This is a genomic window from Methylobacterium sp. Leaf89 (assembly GCF_001422215.1).
In the GTDB taxonomy this organism is placed as follows: Bacteria; Pseudomonadota; Alphaproteobacteria; order Rhizobiales; family Beijerinckiaceae; genus Methylobacterium.
Genome location: NZ_LMML01000023.1, coordinates 197,644 through 215,354, shown reverse-complemented (window position 1 = coordinate 215,354; position 17,711 = coordinate 197,644). Strand labels below are relative to the sequence as shown.

At 74.5% G+C, this 17,711-nt stretch carries 22 protein-coding genes; 7 read left to right on the top strand and 15 right to left on the bottom strand.

From position 1 onward, the window contains the following. Nucleotides 1-119: 119 nt before the first annotated feature. Entirely contained in the window at nucleotides 120-1,538 is a 1,419-nt protein-coding gene (locus tag ASF18_RS09115) for a sensor histidine kinase (protein WP_056211902.1), read from the bottom strand. Between the two features lie 249 nt (nucleotides 1,539-1,787). Between ASF18_RS09115 and ASF18_RS09110 the strand changes: the two genes are divergently transcribed. Together ASF18_RS09110 and ASF18_RS24390 are read left to right on the top strand one after the other, a co-directional pair. Continuing rightward, on the top strand, nucleotides 1,788-2,045 hold the full coding sequence (locus ASF18_RS09110) for a type II toxin-antitoxin system prevent-host-death family antitoxin (protein WP_056350956.1): 258 nt from the start codon (nucleotides 1,788-1,790) through the stop codon (nucleotides 2,043-2,045). A gap of 241 nt (nucleotides 2,046-2,286) precedes the next feature. Then, the gene (locus ASF18_RS24390; RefSeq protein ID WP_056350955.1) at nucleotides 2,287-2,493 is read left to right on the top strand and encodes a hypothetical protein; all 207 of its coding nucleotides are present in this window, start codon (nucleotides 2,287-2,289) and stop codon (nucleotides 2,491-2,493) included. Between the two features lie 2 nt (nucleotides 2,494-2,495). Here ASF18_RS24390 and ASF18_RS09100 read toward each other — a convergent pair whose 3' ends face one another. From ASF18_RS09100 to ASF18_RS09075, 6 genes are all read right to left on the bottom strand, one after another. Further along, entirely contained in the window at nucleotides 2,496-3,173 is a 678-nt protein-coding gene (locus ASF18_RS09100; RefSeq protein ID WP_056211908.1) for a response regulator transcription factor, read from the bottom strand. 101 nt (nucleotides 3,174-3,274) lie between these two features. Beyond that, nucleotides 3,275-3,646 (bottom strand): PepSY domain-containing protein, encoded by a 372-nt coding sequence (locus tag ASF18_RS09095; RefSeq protein ID WP_056211910.1) that lies wholly within the window; start codon nucleotides 3,644-3,646, stop codon nucleotides 3,275-3,277. Between the two features lie 100 nt (nucleotides 3,647-3,746). Beyond that, a complete protein-coding gene (locus tag ASF18_RS09090; RefSeq protein WP_056350953.1) occupies nucleotides 3,747-3,956 on the bottom strand; it encodes a hypothetical protein in 210 nt (69 codons plus the stop codon). A 10-nt stretch (nucleotides 3,957-3,966) separates the two neighbouring features. After that, complete coding sequence (locus tag ASF18_RS09085) at nucleotides 3,967-4,314, bottom strand: hypothetical protein (protein WP_056277385.1); 348 nt, start codon at nucleotides 4,312-4,314, stop codon at nucleotides 3,967-3,969. A 45-nt stretch (nucleotides 4,315-4,359) separates the two neighbouring features. Further along, a complete protein-coding gene (locus tag ASF18_RS09080) occupies nucleotides 4,360-4,941 on the bottom strand; it encodes a hypothetical protein (RefSeq protein ID WP_082487334.1) in 582 nt (193 codons plus the stop codon). A gap of 50 nt (nucleotides 4,942-4,991) precedes the next feature. Further along, nucleotides 4,992-5,675: a lysozyme gene (locus ASF18_RS09075; protein ID WP_082487291.1), complete on the bottom strand. Its 684-nt coding sequence runs from the start codon at nucleotides 5,673-5,675 to the stop codon at nucleotides 4,992-4,994. A 98-nt stretch (nucleotides 5,676-5,773) separates the two neighbouring features. Here ASF18_RS09075 and ASF18_RS09070 point away from each other — a divergent pair, with 98 nt between their 5' ends. After that, a complete protein-coding gene (locus ASF18_RS09070; protein WP_056211916.1) occupies nucleotides 5,774-5,983 on the top strand; it encodes a hypothetical protein in 210 nt (69 codons plus the stop codon). Between the two features lie 10 nt (nucleotides 5,984-5,993). On the opposite strand, the gene ASF18_RS24660 is transcribed toward ASF18_RS09070, so the two are convergent. Together ASF18_RS24660 and ASF18_RS09060 are read right to left on the bottom strand one after the other, a co-directional pair. Beyond that, complete coding sequence (locus ASF18_RS24660) at nucleotides 5,994-7,511, bottom strand: DUF2793 domain-containing protein (RefSeq protein WP_056350948.1); 1,518 nt, start codon at nucleotides 7,509-7,511, stop codon at nucleotides 5,994-5,996. Nucleotides 7,512-7,553: 42 nt separating this feature from the next. Beyond that, nucleotides 7,554-11,447, bottom strand: coding sequence for a glycoside hydrolase/phage tail family protein (locus tag ASF18_RS09060; protein WP_056350946.1), 3,894 nt, complete (start codon nucleotides 11,445-11,447; stop codon nucleotides 7,554-7,556). A gap of 85 nt (nucleotides 11,448-11,532) precedes the next feature. Between ASF18_RS09060 and ASF18_RS09055 the strand changes: the two genes are divergently transcribed. Beyond that, on the top strand, nucleotides 11,533-11,787 hold the full coding sequence (locus ASF18_RS09055; protein WP_056212124.1) for a type II toxin-antitoxin system RelE/ParE family toxin: 255 nt from the start codon (nucleotides 11,533-11,535) through the stop codon (nucleotides 11,785-11,787). Between the two features lie 48 nt (nucleotides 11,788-11,835). Further along, nucleotides 11,836-12,210 carry a helix-turn-helix transcriptional regulator gene (locus tag ASF18_RS09050; RefSeq protein ID WP_056211922.1) on the top strand — a complete coding sequence of 125 codons (375 nt, stop codon included), beginning with the start codon at nucleotides 11,836-11,838 and terminating at the stop codon, nucleotides 12,208-12,210. On the opposite strand, the gene ASF18_RS09045 is transcribed toward ASF18_RS09050, so the two are convergent. The 3 genes from ASF18_RS09045 to ASF18_RS09035 are packed head-to-tail and all read right to left on the bottom strand — an operon-like array spanning nucleotide 12,207 to nucleotide 14,473. Further along, a complete protein-coding gene (locus ASF18_RS09045) occupies nucleotides 12,207-12,674 on the bottom strand; it encodes an NlpC/P60 family protein (protein WP_244472637.1) in 468 nt (155 codons plus the stop codon). The two genes, ASF18_RS09050 and ASF18_RS09045, sit on opposite strands and share 4 nt — an antisense overlap. A 7-nt stretch (nucleotides 12,675-12,681) precedes the next feature. Further along, a complete protein-coding gene (locus tag ASF18_RS09040) occupies nucleotides 12,682-13,575 on the bottom strand; it encodes a DUF2163 domain-containing protein (protein ID WP_056350944.1) in 894 nt (297 codons plus the stop codon). A 22-nt stretch (nucleotides 13,576-13,597) separates the two neighbouring features. Beyond that, complete coding sequence (locus tag ASF18_RS09035; RefSeq protein WP_056350942.1) at nucleotides 13,598-14,473, bottom strand: LysR family transcriptional regulator; 876 nt, start codon at nucleotides 14,471-14,473, stop codon at nucleotides 13,598-13,600. Nucleotides 14,474-14,622: 149 nt separating this feature from the next. On the opposite strand from ASF18_RS09035, the gene ASF18_RS09030 reads away from it, so the two are divergent. Both ASF18_RS09030 and ASF18_RS09025 read left to right on the top strand, forming a co-directional pair. After that, nucleotides 14,623-15,237 (top strand): glutathione S-transferase, encoded by a 615-nt coding sequence (locus tag ASF18_RS09030; RefSeq protein WP_056350940.1) that lies wholly within the window; start codon nucleotides 14,623-14,625, stop codon nucleotides 15,235-15,237. A 29-nt stretch (nucleotides 15,238-15,266) separates the two neighbouring features. After that, a complete protein-coding gene (locus ASF18_RS09025; protein ID WP_056350938.1) occupies nucleotides 15,267-16,217 on the top strand; it encodes a pyridoxamine 5'-phosphate oxidase family protein in 951 nt (316 codons plus the stop codon). Here the strand turns inward: ASF18_RS09025 and ASF18_RS09020 are convergent. The 3 genes from ASF18_RS09020 to ASF18_RS09010 all read right to left on the bottom strand — a co-directional run. Beyond that, nucleotides 16,198-16,851: a DUF2460 domain-containing protein gene (locus tag ASF18_RS09020; protein ID WP_056350936.1), complete on the bottom strand. Its 654-nt coding sequence runs from the start codon at nucleotides 16,849-16,851 to the stop codon at nucleotides 16,198-16,200. The genes ASF18_RS09025 and ASF18_RS09020 overlap by 20 nt on opposite strands. 19 nt (nucleotides 16,852-16,870) lie before the next feature. Then, the gene (locus tag ASF18_RS09015; protein ID WP_056350933.1) at nucleotides 16,871-17,446 is read right to left on the bottom strand and encodes a phage tail tape measure protein; all 576 of its coding nucleotides are present in this window, start codon (nucleotides 17,444-17,446) and stop codon (nucleotides 16,871-16,873) included. 16 nt (nucleotides 17,447-17,462) lie between these two features. After that, a partial coding sequence (locus ASF18_RS09010; RefSeq protein WP_244472636.1) for a phage tail assembly chaperone occupies nucleotides 17,463-17,711 on the bottom strand: 249 nt, incomplete at its 5' end.

The window sequence follows — 17,711 nt, the reverse complement described above, 5'->3', positions numbered from 1 at the left end:
ACGTCGGGGGGAGGACGCAACCCTAGAGCATGACGGCTTGCGGGGAAACCGGGTCCCGGGATCCCGGCCGGGGATCGGCGGCCCTCACGCCGCTGCACGGCGCTCCGCGAGTCCGCGGCTCAGTGCGGGGCCACGCCGGCCGGCGCATCGCCCGGCACCTCGATCACCGCCCGCAGGCCGCCCAGCGTCGCCTCCTCCAGGCGGAAGCGGCCGCGATAGAGGGCCGCGAGATCGGCCACGATCGAGAGGCCGAGCCCGGAGCCGGGCTTGGTCTCGTCGAGGCGGCGGCCGCGCCCGAGCACGTCCGCCCGGTCCTCCGGGGCGAGGCCCGGGCCGTCATCCTCGATCGCCACGAGAAGGTGGGGATAATCGTTCTTGCCCACCGCCTCGGCGCGGATCGCCACGCGGCCGTGGGCCCATTTCGAGGCGTTGTCGACGAGGTTGCCGATCATCTCCTCGAAGTCCTGGCGCTCGCCCCGGAAGCGCAGGCCGGCCGGCACGTGGACCTCGTAGGCGATGTCCTTGTCGCGGTAGATCTTGCCGAAGGTGCGCACGAGGCCGGCCAGCGCCGGCTCGACCTCCGTGGAGGTGCCGAGGGTGCCGGCGAGTGCCGCGGCCCGGGCGCGGTCGAGGTGGTAGTTCACCTGGTCGCGCATCACCGCGGCCTGCTCGCGGATCTTGGCCGCGAGGTCGTCGGGTGCATCGGCGGCGCCGACCTCGTTGACGATGATCGAGAGCGGGGTCTTCAGGGCGTGCGCGAGGTTGCCGACCTGCGTCCGCGCCCGCTCCAGGATCTCCCGGTTGGTCTCGATGAGAAGGTTCACCTCGCCCGCCAGGGGGGCGATGTCGCGCGGATACTCGCCGGTGATGCGGTCCGATTCGCCCCGCCGGATGGCTCCCAGCGCCGTGCGCAGCTTGGCGAGCGGCGCGAGGCCGAAGCGGATCTGCAGCAGGGTCGTCAGGGCGAGCGACAGGCCGAGGAGCCCGAAGGTGACCATCAGCGAGAAGCGGAAGCGGTCGACGTCGTTCTCGATCTCGTCGGCGGGGCCGGCCACTCGTACGGTGTAGCGGCCCTCCTCGCCGAGATCGACGTCGCGCTCGATGATGCGCAGGCGGCGCTCGTCCTGGGCCCGGCCGTAGCCCTGGCGGATCTGGCCGATGCCCGCCTTGCTGTCGGGGGTGGCGGCAGCCTTCAGGGGCACGCCCACCAGGGAGCGCGAGGTGCGCAGGTCGCGCGGCTTCGCGTCGGGCCGGCCGATCTGCCAGTACCAGCCCGACAGGGGCAGGTCGAAGCGCGGATCGCTCAGGGTGAAGGACCGGCTCTCGGGGTCGTTGGGCGAGACGAGGTCGGTGGCGAGGTTGTTGGCGTAGACCAGCAGGCGGCTGTCGAAGGCGCGCTCGGTGTTCTCGCGGTACAGGGTCGTGAGGATCCAGGCGGCGATGAGCAGGATCGCCGAACTCGCCAGCAGCGCCGAGGTGGCGAGGCGCACCGCGATCGAGCGGCGGCGCATCGGGAGCCAGGAGGGGGAGGGAATCATGCTGGCCAAAGTCTGGGTTGCAGCCGATCTGCGTTGCAGCCGAAAATCAACGCGACGGCCGAGGATGTGCCGCCGCCGATCGCACGGGTCTTGGGGGGGTCGCCTGAGATTTCGATCGACTCCGGCTTGACCGGCACGCCCATTCTAGCCTGGGCGCAGGCCCGTGTCTCACCATGACTCGATCCGTATAATCCGCAGAATACGGATTATACGGATCTGTCTCCGCTTGTTGTCGAGGCTTGGATCGGCATGAACCTGTTCAAACTGATCGATACGGATGCCACCGACTTCGCCAAGCGCGCAGGATTCTATCAGGACGAGGCGATCCGTAACCCGGTCGTGATCAGCAAGAACGGGCGCCCGAAGACGGTCCTCGTGGCCTATGACGAATTCATCCGCCTGCGCGAACGCGACCGGCGTTCGTTCACGATCGACGACATCCCGGATGACATCGCCGACGCGATCCTGAGCGCCGAGGTCCCGAAAGGCCTGACGGACACGGATTAGCGCAGGTCTCCGACCATAGTCCCGGGCGAGCCGCCGATCGCCCGGGACCGTGATCCGCTACGCGTTCCTCTGGTCGGACGAGAGTCGCGAGGGTTTGGAATCATCGCGGATGGACCGACCCGCCGTCCTGGTCATCGCACGCAAACCCACGGACGGAAGCTGCATCGTGGTTCCGATCACCCATCGGGAGCCCGAGGACCGACCCGCCGTCCTGTAAATTCCCGCGGAGGTTTGCAAAAGCGTGGGCCTCGATGACCGGCGACAGTGGGTCATCGTGTCCGCGGGCAACGATTTCGTTTGGCCGGGACCGGACCTACGGTCCATTCCCGACCACGACCCGCCGAGCGTGATCTACGGAACCGTGCCGCGGCGCTTCTTCGCCCTCGTGCTCGCGCACATGCAGACCCTGATCCGGGCGAGGCGGCTCGCGGTGAGTCCGCGTCGTTGAGATCACACCCGCGGCGCGGGCTGGTTCGGGTCGACGAGGTAGCCGAGGCCCCGCACGGTCTGGATCAGGTCGACGGCGAGCTTCTTGCGCAGGCGGCCGACGAAGACCTCGATGGTGTTGGAATCGCGGTCGAAATCCTGGTCGTAGAGGTGTTCGGTCAGTTCGGCCCGCGAGACCACCCGGCCGGTGTGGTGCATCAGGTAGGAGAGCAGGCGGTATTCGTGGCTGGTCAGCTTGACCGGGTTGCCGTCCACGAAGACCCGGCCCGAGCGGGTGTCGAGCACCACCGGACCGCAGGCGATCTGGCTGGTGGCGTGGCCGGCCGCGCGGCGCAGCAGAGCGCGCACGCGCGCCATCAACTCCTCCATGTGGAACGGCTTCGTGACGTAGTCGTCGGCCCCGGCATCGAAGCCGTCGACCTTGTCGGACCAGCGGTCGCGGGCGGTGAGGATGATGACCGGGGTCTTGATGCCGGCCCGGCGCCACTTCTGCAGAACGCTGACGCCGTCGGTCTTGGGCAGGCCCATGTCGAGGATGATGGCGTCGTAGGGCTCGCTCTCGCCGAGATAGCCCCCCTCCTCGCCGTCGAAGGCCTTGTCGGCGACGTAGCCGGCCTCCTCGAGGGCGTTCACCACCTGCCGGTTGATGTCCCGGTCATCCTCCACGACGAGCAACCGCACGGTCCCGAACTCCTACGATGATGGCCCGGACCCGCGGGTCGGCGCGGCGCGCACGTTAGACGTCTCCGCGCCGGCGCGAAACGGCTTCCGACCGAAAGCCTTCACGGTCCGCTGACCTGCCCGGTGGTGGCATCGACGACGACGTGGACGAACTGGCCGTCCCGGCGCAGGGCCGTGAGCAGGTAGACGAGGGTGTCGTCGCTCCGGCACAGGCGGGCCCGCTGGATCTCCGCGCGGGGAATCACCTGGCGGGCGGCGCGGATGGCGGCCACCGGGGCGATCACCCGCTTCTCGGCGACGGCCTCGCGCAGGTCCGCCGGACTGAGACAGGTTTCGCTGCGGGGCATCGCGATCAAGGGCGCCGAGACCGCGCTGGTGCCCGTCGTCGTCTCCTCCGCGAACGTGTCGATCGAACCCGTCGCGAAGCCCGCGACGGTCAGTCCGATCAACACCAGGGCGAGGAGGATGCGCATGCGATGACGTTTAGGAAGGATGCACTGAATGTGCCCTGAATGCCGACCCAAGCCCAACCTCGGCCATTCGGTTCCCGCCGGGCTCCCGGGGGCTCGCGGCTCAGGCCGGCCCGGGGGCCTGGGCGGCGAGGCGCGCGAGGGTCGCCCGGAGCGTCGCTCCGACCAGGGCCTGGCCGTCGATATGCGCGAGGGCGGCCCGCCGCAGGGCCTGGGACGAGCGGTCGAACCCCGTCCGGGCGGCGTGCAGGCGCAGGGCCGCCACCCGGCGGCGGTCGCGGCGGGGATTCAGCAGGAGGGCGAGGCGGTCCATGGCGGTGTCCTCAGGGGCGCGGCCGGATCTCGGCGAGCCGGCGCAGGATGTCGTCCAGCTTCTCCCGCGCCCGCTCGTCGTTGCGCTCGACGCTGCGCGCGAGCTCGGCGATCACGCGGGCGAGGTCGTCCAGCACCCGGGTCCGGCTCTCCAGGGCGGCCGCCACGGCGGCATGGCTCTGCGAGGCCCGCTCGAGGGCGGTGGCGGTGGCGCCGGTATCCCCGAGGCGCGCCTCCTGGGCGCGCACCGAGTCCCGGTGGAGATGGAAGCAGGCGAGGCCGAGGAGGACGGCGACGATCCATCCCGCGCCCTCCTGTGAGACGAGCAGGTGCGCGGCCTCCAGGGCGATCTTCTGCAAGGCCCCCTCCCTCGTGAGATTCCCCCCGCCCGCGGACCCCTACCGTCAGGCCGGGCGGTGCGCCCGCGCCGCCCGGAGCGCGGGCAGAAGCGTGTTGGCGACCGTGGCCTCCTCCGCCAGGGGCAGGCTGCGAAACACCTTCTCGCCGAGGCCGTCGACGCCGCCTGCGGCCCGGATGAGCCAGCCCGGAGCCGCGTCGAGGCCGCGCTGGACCGCGCCCGCGATCACCAGCGATCCCATCGGGACCGTTAGCGTGCGGCCTTGCGCCGCCCCCGCCACCGCGTTGACCGCGTAGGCGCCGACATTGCGCACCAGACGCTCCACCAGGCTGGCCGTGATCAGGACCCGCACGGGCCCGGCGATCCGCGCCAGGGCCGCCGTCAGGGCGGTGACCGCGAGGGGCACCACCACGCTCCCGATGCCCTGGATTGCCGCCGCGAGGGCGTCGCCCCAGGGGACGGTCACGGCGGCGGTCGCCGGTGCGGCCGAAGGGGCCGCCGAAGCCCCCGCGACCGAGGCCGCTGCGACCGCCAAGAGGGCGAGGCCGACGCCGGCGGCGAAGGGGGCGGCGAAGGGGCGGGCGCGCAAGGGGCGGGCGCGCGAGGGAACGGGGACGAATCGGATCATCGCGGACTCCATCGGTGGGGACATCGAAGCGAAGGCGGAGGGGCCGGCCCTCAGGGGCCGCCGCGCAGGCGGTTGCGGAGGGTCGCCCACAGGCGGGCCAGGGCGACGGGCCGCCCGGGCGCCGGATCGGGGGCCGGCTCGAGGCCGCGGCGCGGCAGCGGCGGGATGCGCGGCACCGTCCGGCGCTGCACGGGCAGGGGCGGGGTCAGGGGAAGCTGCAGGGACGGGGTCAGGGCACTTGGCGCGGGAACCGGCGCCGCGTCGCTCCGGCGCGCCCGCGGCAGGGCGCGGTCGTAGGGCGTCAGGAACTGGTCGTGCTCGGCGCCGCGCCGCGGGATCAGCGCGGCCGGGCGGTTCCAGAGCAGGATCGCCGCCGCGGCGCCGTCGCGGTCGCCGGCCTTCAGGCGCCGGACGACGGTGGAACGCGCGAAGGCCGACGGGCCGATGTTGAAGCAGAGCGAGACCAGGGCGTCGAAGGCGTGGTCGGGCAGGGCGTCGGGCAAGGCGTCCTGGATGGCATCGTCCACCGCCCGGACGTAGCGGGCGACGTCGCGCCGGAAGAGGGCGTCGCAGGCGGCCGCGGTCAGGCGCAGGCCTGGCGTCACCAGGGGCGGCCCGGCCGCCGCGGTATGGCCGATGCCGATGGTCCAGATCCCGACGCTGTCGCGATAGGCGGTGAGGCGGCGCCCTTCGCGCGCGATGAGCACGGCTTCGCCGATGGCACTGAGGTTCATGGCCTGTCTCCGCTTGATGGCGTGGCAGCTAGACTTGCGCGATACGCGACGCGATAACTGACGCGATACTTGGAAGGACCGCGGGGTCGGGGGCGGACATGCTGCGAAAGCTCATCTCGACGGCCTTGCGACGCGAGACCGAGACTGAGACCGGCGACATCGCCCGTGAGGGGTCGGCGCGGCCGCCCGACCTGGCGTTCCCGCCCATGCGGCCGGTCGAGCCGCCCGCCGCCCGGAACGACAACCCCTTGGCGGCCCTGTGCGAGGCGGTCGAGGCCGACCTGCGGGCGGCGGGATACCTGCGCTGACCTGCGCGGATCAGGGACCGGCGGCCGCCTCCAGGGCGGTGAGCCGCGCCTCGAAGCCGCGGGCGAGGAACAGCAGCAGCTGGTCGGTGCGGAAACCGTAGCGCTCGCCGGCCGCGCGCCCGGGACAGGCCGCCTGTGCCGGGACCGCCGGCGCGATCGTGGCGCCGTCCGCGTCGCGCACGGCCTCCGTGGCCGGGACGGCCTCCTGCGGGGCGACCGCTGGCCAGGAATCGCGGCAGACGAAGCCGTAGGCGAAGGGATCGAGGCCCTCGGCCTCCAGGATCGCGACGGCCCGCTGGACGGTGAGGCCGACGTGGCGCCGGGCCCCGTCCCCCTTCCGCGCCACGGCGTCATGGAACCGGAAGGTGCCGATCTCCCGGGCCAGCGCGCGGCCGGCGGCGATCTCGGCCTCCGAGAGGGGGGCGACCGGCGTCTTCTCGCGGGCATCGGACGTGCTGATCGCTCCGGTCCCGGCATAGAGCACCGAGGCGCGCAGCGCCGGCGTGCCGAGGCTCCAGGTGTTGTCGGCGGCGTGGGCGATGATGCCGGCGACCCCGAGCCGCGTCGTCAGGGGGGCGCTGGTGCCGAGGCCGAGATTGCCCTCCGGCCCGAAGCGCGCCGCCTCGCGCAGGGCGCCCGAGCGGGCTCCGTCCGCCGGCTTGACGAAGACCGCGAGGCCCCCCGGAAAGCCGCCCGCCGTTCCGCCCGTTCCGCCCGTTCCGGCCAGGCCGGCGACGGTCCAGGCGAGGCCCCCGCTCGACGCCTGCATCGTCAGGCCGCCGGCCAGCAGGCTGCCATCCGTGGCGAGGTCCTGGGTCAGGCGGAGGGCCGGCGCTCCGAGGAGAGGGGCGGGCGCCGGCCCGGCGACGTCGACCCGGCCCGTCGCCCGGTCGATCCGCAGGGCTTCCCGGAACCCCCCGGTGTCGGGCGCGACCTTGATCGTGAGATCGTCGCTGCCCGACAGCCCGATCTCGGCCCGTCCCGTGAAGGCGCTCTGGAACAGCAGGGAGAGGACGTTGCCGGGCCCCTGCTTGTTGAGGGTGCAGCGCAGGTCGCCGGTGCCCCCCTCGGCCGCCGTCAGGGCGGTCCAGAGGGCGGTGTTCAGCTTGGCCGCGAAGGGGTTGGCGGCGTCCGCCGTGGTGCCGAGGCCGAGGCGCGTCAGGGTCTGGAGCTGCCGGAGGGTGCTGCGGAACCTGACCCATCCGGCGGCCGTGAAGATGTAGAGCTCGTCCTCGTCGAGGATCCAGGCGAGCCAGCCGGGTTTCGGCGCGAGGCCCCGCCAGCGCCCGTCCTGGAACTGGGCGACCTGGCCGGACAGCCCCGCCCAGGCCCCGGTGGGGGCGGGGCTCAGCACGAGGTAGCGGTCGCCCTCGGCGGGGGCGGCCGGCGGCGCGGCGAGGTCCTTGTCGCGGCAGGCGAGCTGGACCACCGCGTCGAGCTGGATCAGGGCCTCGTTGTGGGTGACGTGCTTCTGGGCCTGGCCGGCCGCGATCAGCGGCAGCGCCAGAATCGGGGTGGTCTCGGGCATCGTCGGGCTCCGGGTGTCTCGGGACTGGGTTGAATCGCGGGTTCAGGCGGGCTCCACCGGCACCCGCGCCCGGGTCTCGGGGCCGGGCCCGGCCGCCGCGCCGACCTGCGCCACCGCGACGTCGAGGCGGTCCTGGGGCGTGCCGAAATCCGCCGCCTCGTCCGCCGCGGCGTAGAGGAGGTCCGACCGGTCCGCGCTCAGGGTCCGGAGGGGGTGGCCCGCGGCGGCGTAGATCGTGACCCGGTAGGCCTCGGGCTCCTCCAGCGGGACCTCAACGGCGTCCCAGGAATCCCCGTCGCGCCGGGCCCTCCGGATCCAGGCGAGGCGCACGCCCCCCGGCGCCCGCCGTGCCCGGAGATGGACGGGGCGCAGGGGCTTAAGGGCGGTGAGGCCCGCCGTGGCGCGCAGCGCGACGGTGGCCGGATCGGCCGGATCGCGCGCCGCCGGGCCGAGCCGGTAGCGGAACGGGCGGCCGGCCTCGTCGAGGCGCTCGACCAGGGGCACCACCGCCCCGTCGAGGCGCACGATCAGGCTGCCGGCCGAGGCCGCGCGCCCGGCCTGCGCCTCGCTGCCGGCCAGCCCGCGCAGGAGCCCGGTGAGCCGGTAGGTGCCCGGCCCCACCAGCGTGGCGCCGGCGGCTGCGATCAGCTCGATCGCCCCGTCCCCGGCGCTGCGCACCGCGAACAGGTTGCCGCCCGCGAGGGCCGCCGCCTCGCCGATGGCGTCGAGGTCCCCGGCGTGGCGCAGGCGGACCGTGAGGGCCGCGCCCCGGTCGAAGCGCCAGAGCGGGCCGGGGGGCAGCGCCGTCAGGGTCTCGCCGAGGCAGGCGGGGTGGTCGACGAAGCCCTGCGGCACCAGCGGGGCGGCCTCGCCCTCCGCCCGCCAGATCGCCATCGGCCCGGGCCAGGGGTCGGCCGTCACCGCCAGCGCCTGCAGGGTGGTCGGGGTGCCGCGGTCGGCCGGCAGGTCGAGGGCGACCGCGAAGGGCGGCCCGGCCAGGGCCGGCACCGCCCGGCGCGGGCGCGGTCCGGCCGGTTCGCCCGCGCGCGGCGCCCGGCCGTGACGGGGGACGCCCCGCGTCTCGATGGCGCGCCCGCGCGGGCTGTCGGCGATGCGCAGGATCCGGTGCGGCAGCCGCTCCCCCGGCAGGGCCAGGAGGTCGCCCGGCGCGAGGTCGATCCGGCGCGGGCTCAGGGTGAAGCGCGCGGTGTCGCGGGCCGCGAGGGCGGCGTCGAGGGCGGCCTCCGCCAGGGCCTCGGCGCTGGCGCGCCGGGTCACCACGGCGGCCTCCATCCGGGTCTCGCGCCGGCGCCGGCCGGTCGGCCGGGTCGCGGCGGCGCTCGCCCGGCGGTACTCGGCGGTCTCGCCGTCGGTGAAGCCGAGCGCCAGGGAGCGCGGCAGCTCCGCCTCCTCGGCCCGGACCCGGGCCAGGGGGGCCTCCGCGTCGCGCAGGACCACGAGGTCGTCCGCCGCGATCGCCTGCGGCACCTCCCGGCGCGGCCCGCGCACGATCAGCGCGCCGGCCGCGGCGGAGACGTCGAGGCCGTAGAGCTGCGCCAGGGGCTCCAGGGCCGCCCGGGCCGACATCGGCCGGTCGATGACGTAGCCGTCGAGGGTCGCGTCGGCGGTGATGGCGGCCGGCACGGTGATCCCGAGGTCGGCCAGGATCGCGGCGATGAGCCGGTCGAGTTCCAGCCCCTCGATCCGCCCGGTGATCCAGTGGCCCACCGGCCAGTTGCCCGCATCCGCCCAGACGGTGTCGAAGTCGGGAAAGGCCGGGTAGGGCCGGGCGTCCCAGCACCAGACGAAGATCCCCTCCGCCGGCACCATCGGCCCGCCATAGACCGGCGAGACCGGGTTGTGGGCGGCCTCGAAGCCGGGCAGGTCGGGGTCGAACCGCCCCAGGATCGCCGCGAGGCCGCGCGCCTGGATCAGGTCGTCGCGGGTGCCGCGCGAGGCGGGCGGGCTGGCGTTCTCGGCGGATTTCGGGTCGGGGAAGACGTTGGGGCCGTTGGTGCCCTTGTCCACCGCCGGCACCCCGATCTCGGTGAGCCAGATCGGCTTGCCCCGCGGCACCCACGCCGTCGCCCGGGTCTCGCGCCCGTCCTCCCGCTCGATGTGCGGGTTCGCCCACCAGCCCACGAGGTCCTTGGCCCGGAAGATCCAGGGCTTGGCGGCGCCCCCGTCGGTGATCGGCGTGCGGACCTGCGCGGCCCGGTCGGCCGCACCGGCATAGAACCAGTCGAAGGCCTCGCCGGCGCCGAGCCGCCCCTTGAGATAGGCCGGGTCGTAGATCGAATCGGCGAGCGCCAGGTCGGCATGGGCGTCCCCGTCGCGCCAGTCGGTCAGGGGCGGGTAGTAGTCGATCCCCACCGCGTCGATGGCCGGGTCCGCGAACAGGGCGTCGAGGGGGAAGCGGACCGTGGCGCCGCCGTCGCGCACGTCGGCGCCGTACTCGGTCCAGTCGGCGGCGTAGACGAGCGCGACGTCCGGGCCGAGGCGCTGGCGCAGGGCCGTCGCCAGGCTGCGGAAGCCCTCCACGGCGGGGTAGCGCCCCGCCTCCGCCCGCACCCGGGTGAGGCCGACGAACTCGCTGCCCAGGATGAAGCCGGCGAGGGGAATCCCCGCGGCGGCCCAGGCGGCCGCGAGCGTCGCGTAATGCAGCACGAAGGGGCGATACTGCGCGAGGAAGGCCGCCACCTGCGTGCCGGCCGCGGCGGTGCCGTCCGGGCTCGCCGGCTGCCCGGGGGCGGGGTCGCAGGTGATGCGCCCGCGCCAGGGATAGGCCGGCTGGCCGGCGGCGGCCGGGTCGCGCGGGTCCGGCCGGCGGTTGCCCGCCGGCACGTCCATCATCACGAAGGGGTAGAGCACCACCGCGAGGCCGCGCCGGTGCAGGTCGGCCACGAGGCGGGTCAGGCCCGCATCCGAGGGCGTGCCGCCATAGGCCGGCCCGCCTTCGGGCCCGGTCGAGACGGGCGCCACCTGGTCGCGACCCAGGCCCGCCACCGACCAGGCGTCGCCGCTCGTCACCTTGGCGGCGGAATCGACCCGGGGGGCGAGGGTGCAGAGTCCGGCGCGCAGGTCGTCCCCGAACCAGCTCGCCACCACGGAGACGCGCTCCAGCCGCGGGCAGAGCGCCTGGAGCGCGTCGAGGGAGGCGGTGACGTCGGTGCCCGCCTGCAGCTGGAACCGGTTGGCCGGGCGGGTCGTGCCGTAGCCCGCCTCCTCGGTGACGCGCAGCGGATCGAGGCCGAACTCGGTGGAGCCGGGGATGAGGCAGACCGCCCGGATCATCCCGGCGAGGCCTGCCACGGGGCGCAGCACCTCGAAGGCGAATTGCGGAATCCGGTTGCCGAACTCGGCCAGGGCGAGGCGCTCGAGCACCACGTAGGCGAGGCCGCGATAGGCGGGGGCGTTCGCCGCCCCCTCCTTGGCGACGATGAGCGGGTCCGGTGCCTGGTCCCCGTCGCCGACGTGCAGGCGGAGGGTGACCGTGGTCAGGTCGATCTCGCGCCCGTCCGCCCAGACCCGCCGGAGGCCCGCCACCGGGCCCTCGCAGAGCCCGATGGCGAGGTCGACGAAGTAGGCATAGGCCGTCCGCTTGACCTTGCCGCCGCCGAGGCCCTTGCCGCCGGCCGCGCTGGCGGCGGCGGGGCTCGCCACCTCCAGGGGCCGGGTCGCCCAGATCAGGGTGCCGCCGATGCGGGCCCGGCCGTAGACCCGCGGGATGGGGTCGCCCTCGCCGGAGCTGAGGCCCGCCACGTCGGAGAGGCGCGGCCCCTCGACCGTGCGCCCGCCCGCCAGTCCCCCGAACAGGGCGGCGTCGAGGCCGGAGCCCGCCGCCGCCCCGAGGGCACTGCCGATGATCCCGCCGATCGGCCCGCCCAGCGCCGTACCGGCCGCCGCCCCGGCGGTTTGCAGGATCAGCGTGGCCATGGCGGACTCCGATAGCGGGGGCGAGGTCTGAGATCTCGGGGCAACTCGCCCTTGCGGTATTATAGCGATGTGCTATTTTTAGTTGGTGAAACGGATCGCTTACAGCAAGGCTGCCCTGAAGACGCTGAGCCGGATGCCGGCCAACGTCTCGGCGATGATCCGCTCGAAGATCGCCCTGCTGGCGGCCGATCCGGCCGCCCAGGCCAACAACGTGAAGGCCCTCAAGGGCGAACCCGGGGTCTTCCGCCTGCGGGTCGGCGACTGGCGGGTCCTCTATACGGACCAGGGCGAGATCCTCGCCGTGATCCGGGTCGCCCCCCGGGGCAGCGCCTATGACTGACCCCGACGAACCCGTCGCATCGGACACTGCCGGAACGGACCTTCGCCCATGAACGCCCAGACCATCGTCACCCCGGCCGGCGAGCGCCTCGTCGTCCTGTCGGAAGCCGATTTTCGCGCCCTGAGCGAGGCGGCCGAGGACAATGCCGACCGCCTCGCGATCCAGGAATTCCGCCGTCGGCTCGCAGCCGGCGAGGAGGAGTTGCTGCCCTCCGGGATGGTGGACCGCATCCTTGGCGGGGAGAACCGCATCCGCGTCTGGCGCGAGCACCGCGGCCTCACCGCCCGCGCCCTGGCGGAGGCCGCCGGGATCGCCCAGCCGTTCCTGTCGCAGATCGAGACCGGCAAGCGCGAGGGCACCGTGGACACCCTGCGCCGGATTGCCGAGGTCCTGTCCGTCACGATCGACGACCTCGTCGGTTAGCCGCCCTCCACGCCCGGGAAGCGGTAGACCTGGGCGAGGTGGCGGCGCCACCAGGCCGTCAGGGCGACCTCCGTGACGGCGGCGCCGTCATGGGCGTGGATCATCGTGCCGGCGCCGGTGGCGAGGGCGCAGTGCCGGGCCGGCAGGTGAGCGCGGAAGCGGAACAGCAGGACGTCGCCGGCCGATGGCGGACCGTCGACGGGCAGGAGGTGGCGCGCGGCCGCGTCCGCCAGGGGATCGCAGCCGGGCGGCGCGGATTCGGCCCAGGACGCGGCGTAGGGCGGGGCCGCCTCGGGCTCCGGGCCGAGGGCCTCGCGCCAGACCCCGCGCAGCAGCCCGAGGCAGTCGCAGCCGACGCCCTTCAGGGAGGCCTGGTGACGATAGGGCGTGCCGATCCAGGCCCGCGCCAGGGTGACGATCCTCTCGGGCGTCATCGATTCGGATGTCATCGTCTCGAATGTCATGGCGGCCTCACCGGAACAGGCTGCCGCCGTCGAGGCCCGGGCCGGCGCCGGGGGCGGGGCGCAGCACGAAATCGTTGCCCGGCAGGTGCGGGAAGCCCTGGAAGTTCGGCACGTTGGCGAACTTGTCGCGGCAGGTGGCGAGGCGCTTGTCGCAGCCCGCCGTCAGGCGGAAGCGGTCGCCCGGCGCTACCGGGCGGGGCGGGGCCTGCCAGAGGTCGAGGCGGATCGTCCCCGTCGCGCCGGCCTGGTCGCGGATCTCGGCCTCCTGTCCGGCCTGGCCGTCGCCGATCCAGGCGAGGCGCCCCCCGGCGAACCACCCTGGCGCGAAATCTCCCGCCAGGGCGACGGCGAGGCGGCCGGGTTCCGGCGCCGCCAGCACCGTGCCGGTCGTGGCGAAGCGGGCATCGGTCAGGTCCACGCGGCAACGGGCATCGCCGAGATCGGCCCCGCAGGTGGCACGGTAGGTCCGGCCGCGCTCGGCGTCGAGCTGGTCCATCAGCCCGCGCAACTCGGCCACGAAGGCGGTGCCAGCCCGGCGCACCTCGCCGACCGTGCCGATTTCAAGGAGCAGGCGCGTCTCGGGGCGGCGCCAATCCACCAGCCAGGTTTCCACCGAGGCGGCGTCGTAGAGGCCGCCGGCGATGTCGGCGTCGGTGAGCCCGACCGCCGAGAGCGCCCCGGCGACCTCGCCGCCGCCGATGGCGAAGCCGAGCTCGGCGCTGGCTTCGGCCGCCTCCAGCCCGGAGCGGGCGGCGTAGGTCAGGCCGCCGAAGCTGAGGTCGCGGTCGTGGTCGGTGAAGCCGAGCCGGACGCCGTCGCGCCGGGTCAGGGCCCAGCAATGGCACAGCGTGGTCGCCCCGCCGGCGAGATGCGCGGCGAGGTCGGGGGGCAGGTCGCGCATGGTCTGGAAGCCCCGAAGAATGTCAGGAACGGGTCGGGTTGACTCGCGGGTCGGCCCGGAGCCGCGCCACCGCGAGATCGATGAAGGCCCGCACCTTGGCGGGTGCGCGCCGCCCCTCGGGGCTCACGACGTGGACCGGCATCGCCGCCGCCTCCGGATCGTCGAGGACGAGGCGCAGGCGCCCCTCCGCCACGGCCGGGGCGACCTGGTAGGACAGGAGCTGTGCGAGGCCCTGGCCGGCCAGCGCCGCCGCCAGGACGGCGTCGATGGTGTTGCAGGTCAGCCGGGGCCGCAGGGCGACGGTCCCGGGGCCGGTGCTGGCCGAGCCGATCACGGCGTGGTCGCGCAGGTCCCGCACCGTCCCGGGCGTCCCGTGCCGGTCGAGGTAGTCCGGTGCGGCGCAGAGCACCCGCCGGACGGTGCCGACCCGGATCGCCGCGAGGCCGGAATCGGCAAGCGCGCCGATCCGGACGCCCACGTCGGCGCCCTCCTCGACCATGTTGACGATCCGGTCGAGGAACAGGGCCTGCGCCGAGACGGCGGCGTGATGGGCCAGGTATTCGGTGATCACCGGCAGCACGTAGAGGCGGCCGAACTGCACCGGCGCCGTCACCGTCAGGGTGCCGGAGGGCGTGGCGTAGGAGCCCGCCGCGGCGGCCTCCGCCTCCGCGATCTCCGCCAGGATGCGCCGGCAATCCTCCAGGTAGCGCCCGCCCGCCTCGGTGAGCTTCACCGAGCGGGTGGTCCGGGTCAGGAGCCGCGCCCCGATCCGCGCCTCGAGGGCCGCCACCGCCCGGGTCACGGCCGGCGGGCTGAGGCGGAGCTGGCGCGCCGCTTCGGCGAAGCCCCCGCCCTCCGCCACCCGGACGAAGACCCGCATCGCCTGCCACCGATCCATGCCGTCCTCCGCCGACTCGCGATTGTTCCATTTTGCGGAACAGTGGCTTGCGCGGAAAGCGCATTCTCCCCGTCCGTCCCCTGGTCTTGAATGCGGATGTCGCCGGTGCCCCGGCCCTGGTTCTGTCCCCGTCCCCGAGGAGGCCTCCCATGAAGCTGTTCCACGTCGCGCTGTCCGGCCACGCCCACCGGGCCCGCCTGTTCCTGTCCCTGGTCGGCCAGCCCTGCGAGATCGTCGCGGTCGATCTCGCGAAGGGCGAGCACCGGACGCCGGACTTCCTGAGGCTGAATCCCTTCGGCCAGGTGCCGGTGCTCGTGGACGGCGAGACGGTCGTCCCCGATTCCAACGCCATCCTGGTCTACCTGGCCAAGCGCCTCGGCCGCACCGACTGGCTGCCGGAGGACGCGGCCGGCGCGGCGCGGGTCCAGCGCTGGCTCTCGGTGGCGGCCGGGCCCATCGCCTTCGGGCCGGCGGCCGCCCGCCTGATCACGGTCTTCGGCGCCACCTTCGACGCGGCCGAGGTCATCGCCCGGGCCCACGCCATCCTCGGCCGCATCGAGGCCGAACTCGCCGAGCGGCCCTGGCTCGCCGCCGACCACCCGACCCTCGCGGACGTGGCGCTCTACAGCTACGTCGCCGCCGCGCCGGAGGGGAACGTCGACCTCGCCCCCTACGGCGCCGTCCGCGCCTGGCTCGCCCGCATCGAGGCGCTGCCGGGCTTCGTGCCCTTCCCGCAGACGCCGGCAGGCCTGCGCGCCGCCTGAGTCCCATCCCTCCCGTCAGGAGAACGCCCATGTCTCCCACCGACTGCCCCTCCCGCTCCCTCCCGGAAACCCGGCCCACCCCGCCCTGGCACGCGGGCGAGACCGCCCTCCAGGCCCGGGTCGGCGTCGCCGAGCGGATGGCCGAACTGGGTCCCCGGGTGATCCGCGACCACCTGATCGCGCAGCACCGCGCCTTCTACCGCCAACTCCCCTTCGTGGTGCTCGGGACGGTCGATCCGGACGGCGAGGCCTGGGCGACGGTGCGGACCGGGGCGCCGGGCTTCCTCGACGCGCCCGATCCCGGGCACCTGCGGGTCCGGGCGGCTTCCGAGCCCGACGATCCCGCCGAGGCGGGACTCTCGGACGGCGCCGCCCTCGGCCTCCTCGGGATCGACCTCGGCACGCGGCGGCGCAACCGCCTGAACGGCACGGTGGTGCGCGACCGCCCGGACGGCTTCGCGGTCCGCGTGGCGCAGAGCTTCGGCAACTGCCCGCAATACATCCGCGTCCGGACCGATCCGGCGCCAGTCCCGGCCTCGCTGGCCGCGCCCCGGGTGTCGCACCACCTCGACGGGCAGGCCCGCGCCCTCATCGGGAGCGCGGAGACGATGTTCGTGGCGAGCTACGCCCTCGGCGCCGATGGCCGCCGGCAGGTCGACGTCTCGCATCGGGGCGGTCCCGCCGGCTTCGTCCGAATCGGCGCGGACGGGGTCCTGACGGTGCCGGATTATGCCGGCAACCGGTTCTTCAACACCCTGGGCAACCTGCTCGCCAACCCGCGCGCCGGGCTTCTGTTCATCGACTTCGCGACCGGCGACCTCGTGCAGATGACCGGGCATTCCGAGGTCGTCCTCGACGCTCCCGACCTCGCGGACCACCCCGGCGCCGAGCGCCTCTGGCGCGTCACGCCCCGCAAAGTGATCCGGCGACCGGGCGCCTGGCCGCTGCGGTTCGCGCCCCCTACGGCACGATCTCGATGAGCGGCACCCGCGGGATCTCCCCCGCGGCGAAGGCCGAGAGGTCGATGGTGAGGTCGTCGGTGTCGAAGCGGACCGGGACGTCGAAGGAGAAGCCCGCCGTCACCCGCGCGCCCGCCGCCGGCACGGCGTCGGCCGCGAAGGTGAGGCGGCCGGTGGCGGCCTCGCAGGCGACCTTGGCCGCCGCCACCGCGACGCCGTCCACCGCCACCCGCACGCTCTCGGCCACCGGCTTGGCGATGGTCCGCCGATAGGGCGCGGGCCCGGTGCCGTAGGTCTTGGCGAGCTGGAACACCCGGGTGGCCCCGTCCCCGAGGCCGAGGAGCTGGTCGGTGGCCGCGATCGGGCGCGAGGGCGGCCCGGAGGTCGCATCGACCCGGTCGCGGTAGCGGAAGCCGTAGAGCCGGCCCCGCCGCTCCTCGAAGAAGCTCAGCACCGCGTGCAGGGCGTCGAGGGTGCGGATGCCGAAGCCGGCATCGTAGCGCCGGCGGGAATCGGCCCAGCGGCTGTTGCGGTGCTCGCGGCCCGAGGCCAAGGTGACGATCTCGGTCAGCCGGCTCGGGCCGCCGCTGCCGCGCAGGGCCACATCGAGGGGAAAGCGGACCTCGTGGAAGTCGCTCGGCGGGTCGTCGACCATGTGGATTCCTCCTTTCGCCTCACAGGCCGCGCCGGCCCCGGGCCACCGCCCGGGCGAGGCCGGCGGCCACCTGCGCCTCCGAGCGGCGGAAGCTCTCGAGGTCCGGGGTGGCGATGTGGATGGTCACGGGGGCGGAGGCCTGGCCGCCCGTCGCGACGCCGAGCCGCCCGTCGCTGCCGCGCTTCAGGGGCAGGATCGCCTCCGGCCCGGCCTCGCCCATCAGGCCGAGGCCGTCGCGCATGGGGAAGTAGGTCGGGGCGGCCACGACGCCGCCGGCCGCGAAGGGGCGGACGCGGCCCCGCTGCAGAACCCCGCCGTCGGCGAAGGCCGCTTCGGCACTGCCCGCGCCCGACCCGATCAGCCCGTTCACCAGCCGGGTGATCCCGGCCTTGACCGGGCTCAGGGCCGCCTTGACCGTCACGCTGGAGAGCTTCGTCGCCAGCGTGCCGAGGACGCTGTCGAGCTGGCGCCCGGCCCCGACATTGAGGCTCAGCGCCTGGGACAGGCTCCGGCCGAAGCGCTGGGCGAGCCGGTCGAGGGTCTCCAGCTGCCGGGCGCGGGCCGCGGTGCTGCGGTCGGGGTCGGTCTCGGCCATGGCGGGGGTCCTCGCATCAGGTCGGGTCGGGGAAGCGGGCGATCAGGTCCCGCAGGGCCGCCCCGTCGAGGGCGGTGCGAGGCCCGGTCAGGCCGGCGGCGGCCATCAGTTCGCGCGGCGTGGCGCGCCAGAAGTCGCGCGGGCGCCAGCGCAGGCGGGCAAGGCCCAGCGCCAGCGCCTCGTCCCACGGGAAGGCGGAGGGCGGCTCCGGCGCGGTCCCGCCCGTGGGACTCAAGGGGTTTCGGGGGCCTCGCCGAAGGCCGCG

Excerpts from the sequence above, each read along its gene's own strand:
- ASF18_RS09075 (WP_082487291.1), bottom strand. The coding sequence starts at position 5,675 with ATGAACCTCAGTGCCATCGGCGAAGCCGTGCTCATCGCGCGCGAAGGG.
- ASF18_RS09090 (WP_056350953.1), bottom strand. The coding sequence starts at position 3,956 with ATGGACCGCCTCGCCCTCCTGCTGAATCCCCGCCGCGACCGCCGCCGG.
- ASF18_RS09030 (WP_056350940.1), top strand. The coding sequence starts at position 14,623 with ATGAAGCTGTTCCACGTCGCGCTGTCCGGCCACGCCCACCGGGCCCGC.
- ASF18_RS09110 (WP_056350956.1), top strand. The coding sequence starts at position 1,788 with ATGAACCTGTTCAAACTGATCGATACGGATGCCACCGACTTCGCCAAG.
- ASF18_RS24660 (WP_056350948.1), bottom strand. The coding sequence starts at position 7,511 with ATGCCCGAGACCACCCCGATTCTGGCGCTGCCGCTGATCGCGGCCGGC.
- ASF18_RS09015 (WP_056350933.1), bottom strand. The coding sequence starts at position 17,446 with ATGGCCGAGACCGACCCCGACCGCAGCACCGCGGCCCGCGCCCGGCAG.
- ASF18_RS09060 (WP_056350946.1), bottom strand. The coding sequence starts at position 11,447 with ATGGCCACGCTGATCCTGCAAACCGCCGGGGCGGCGGCCGGTACGGCG.
- ASF18_RS09025 (WP_056350938.1), top strand. The coding sequence starts at position 15,267 with ATGTCTCCCACCGACTGCCCCTCCCGCTCCCTCCCGGAAACCCGGCCC.
- ASF18_RS09050 (WP_056211922.1), top strand. The coding sequence starts at position 11,836 with ATGAACGCCCAGACCATCGTCACCCCGGCCGGCGAGCGCCTCGTCGTC.
- ASF18_RS09070 (WP_056211916.1), top strand. The coding sequence starts at position 5,774 with ATGCTGCGAAAGCTCATCTCGACGGCCTTGCGACGCGAGACCGAGACT.
- ASF18_RS09020 (WP_056350936.1), bottom strand. The coding sequence starts at position 16,851 with ATGGTCGACGACCCGCCGAGCGACTTCCACGAGGTCCGCTTTCCCCTC.
- ASF18_RS09035 (WP_056350942.1), bottom strand. The coding sequence starts at position 14,473 with ATGGATCGGTGGCAGGCGATGCGGGTCTTCGTCCGGGTGGCGGAGGGC.
- ASF18_RS09040 (WP_056350944.1), bottom strand. The coding sequence starts at position 13,575 with ATGCGCGACCTGCCCCCCGACCTCGCCGCGCATCTCGCCGGCGGGGCG.
- ASF18_RS09080 (WP_082487334.1), bottom strand. The coding sequence starts at position 4,941 with ATGATCCGATTCGTCCCCGTTCCCTCGCGCGCCCGCCCCTTGCGCGCC.
- ASF18_RS09115 (WP_056211902.1), bottom strand. The coding sequence starts at position 1,538 with ATGATTCCCTCCCCCTCCTGGCTCCCGATGCGCCGCCGCTCGATCGCG.
- ASF18_RS09045 (WP_244472637.1), bottom strand. The coding sequence starts at position 12,674 with ATGACATTCGAGACGATGACATCCGAATCGATGACGCCCGAGAGGATC.
- ASF18_RS09095 (WP_056211910.1), bottom strand. The coding sequence starts at position 3,646 with ATGCGCATCCTCCTCGCCCTGGTGTTGATCGGACTGACCGTCGCGGGC.